Here is a 1,430-nt window from a genome sequence, read left to right on the forward strand (position 1 = left end):
AAGCGTGACTCAGTCGGTGATACTCAACACCGACAGACCCGTGATGGTCACCGGCACGAAGGAGTACGACGAGGGCGAGGTCTGAACAGGATCATTTCTTGACTCTCCACGTCGTCGAGTTACTCTCGCTCCACCTCTCGACAGAGAGTCTCTCATAGCTCTCGGAGATACGGCGTATGTTCGCGCCGACCTTCCTACTCGACATGCCGAGTTCGTGCGAGATCTGACGGCTCTTGAAGAAGACGTCGCCTTCCTCGACCATCTCCTCTAGGAGGTCAACGATTGCTCTCTGATCCTCAGTCAGTGCCATTATTCGCTTATCACATTTCTACCTTATAGAACGCCCCCGGATTTCGAGGTACCTACCACGGTACGACCACGCCGTCTGTAAGACGAGGAGTCCCACGACGACAGACGCGAAGACTACGTACTTACCCACGTCGTGTCCGAAGGTCAGCGAGTGTACAGTCGCAAACGCGAAGCCGGTGTATGCGAAGGCGTGGACTGCGGTCGGCGGAACCGTTGAGTCGAAGAGACGCGGACGTAGGAAAGACACGGCGGCGACAGCCGTAACGACGGTCGCACCGAAGCCTATCCCGATCCTCAAGGCACCACCTATCTCGCGCGGGGAGGCATTTTCTAGACTTCCTGTCAGAGCCATTTGAGCCACCCCAAGGGTCAGGGCGACGCCTTCGATCTGAGTGAGTATATGGAGAAGGACGAGGACTCCCGCGGCGTAGGCTAGCCATCGGTGGACTCCCTGGAGCCTGTTACGTATGAACCTCGGCGTGCCGCGTCTCGACAGAACTCCTGTGAGTGCTGCGAGGAAGAACGCCGTATATGAGTGTTCCATGCTCAATGCCCCGATAGTCCCGACGAGACCATCCTCGCCTTCTCCTCCTTCGTGACCTTCGCCTGCTTGCCCGCCCTCGAAACCTGACTCGGACGAGACGTTCGTCTCTTCGTGTGGCTCTCCTTCGTCTCCTTCGTCGACTTGTCTTTCTAACTCCTCGTCTCCTCTGTCGTCCTCCATCCCTCCTTCTTCGGTTGGCTGTGCGACAGTCCCGAGTGTAACGGAGGCTACGAGAAGGACGACACCTACTCCGATTATGACACGTCGGCTTCGGGTTTTCATGGACTCACCACCGTTAGAACTGTGAGGGCGACCGTGAGTAGGGTTGTGACCACCGCAACTGCCACGAGAGCCTTTCCTATACGCCCCTCTGTCTCTCTGTCTATTACTTGTACTTGTGTCATCGGACGGAAGTAGAGACTACATATAAAACAGTATTTTCCGAGATAAGTCCCGGATGTCTCCCGTGTCTCTCCCGGTTAGACACAGGGTTAGACCCAAATTCGTTCCGTGGGTCAGAGAAGAAAAGCGATCTAGTAGACCGACTCGATGATCTCTTCTACTTCGTCGGGGCTCG

Annotated in this window: 3 protein-coding genes; all 3 read right to left on the reverse strand. The window is 56.0% G+C overall.

Going from position 1 to position 1,430, the window contains the following annotated elements:
• Positions 1–91: 91 nt before the first annotated feature.
• The 3 genes from SV253_09960 to SV253_09970 are packed head-to-tail and all read right to left on the reverse strand — an operon-like array spanning position 92 to position 1,257.
• Positions 92–310, reverse strand: a complete 219-nt coding sequence (locus tag SV253_09960; GenBank protein ID MDY6776374.1) for a hypothetical protein — start codon at positions 308–310, stop codon at positions 92–94.
• Positions 311–328: 18 nt separating this feature from the next.
• Positions 329–1,135, reverse strand: coding sequence for a hypothetical protein (locus tag SV253_09965; GenBank protein ID MDY6776375.1), 807 nt, complete (start codon positions 1,133–1,135; stop codon positions 329–331).
• Entirely contained in the window at positions 1,132–1,257 is a 126-nt protein-coding gene (locus SV253_09970) for a hypothetical protein (GenBank protein ID MDY6776376.1), read from the reverse strand. Before SV253_09970 ends, SV253_09965 begins: the two co-directional genes overlap by 4 nt.
• Positions 1,258–1,430 lie beyond the last annotated feature (173 nt).

The organism is Candidatus Afararchaeum irisae (assembly GCA_034190545.1).
Lineage (GTDB): Archaea > Halobacteriota > Halobacteria > Halobacteriales > Afararchaeaceae > Afararchaeum > Afararchaeum irisae.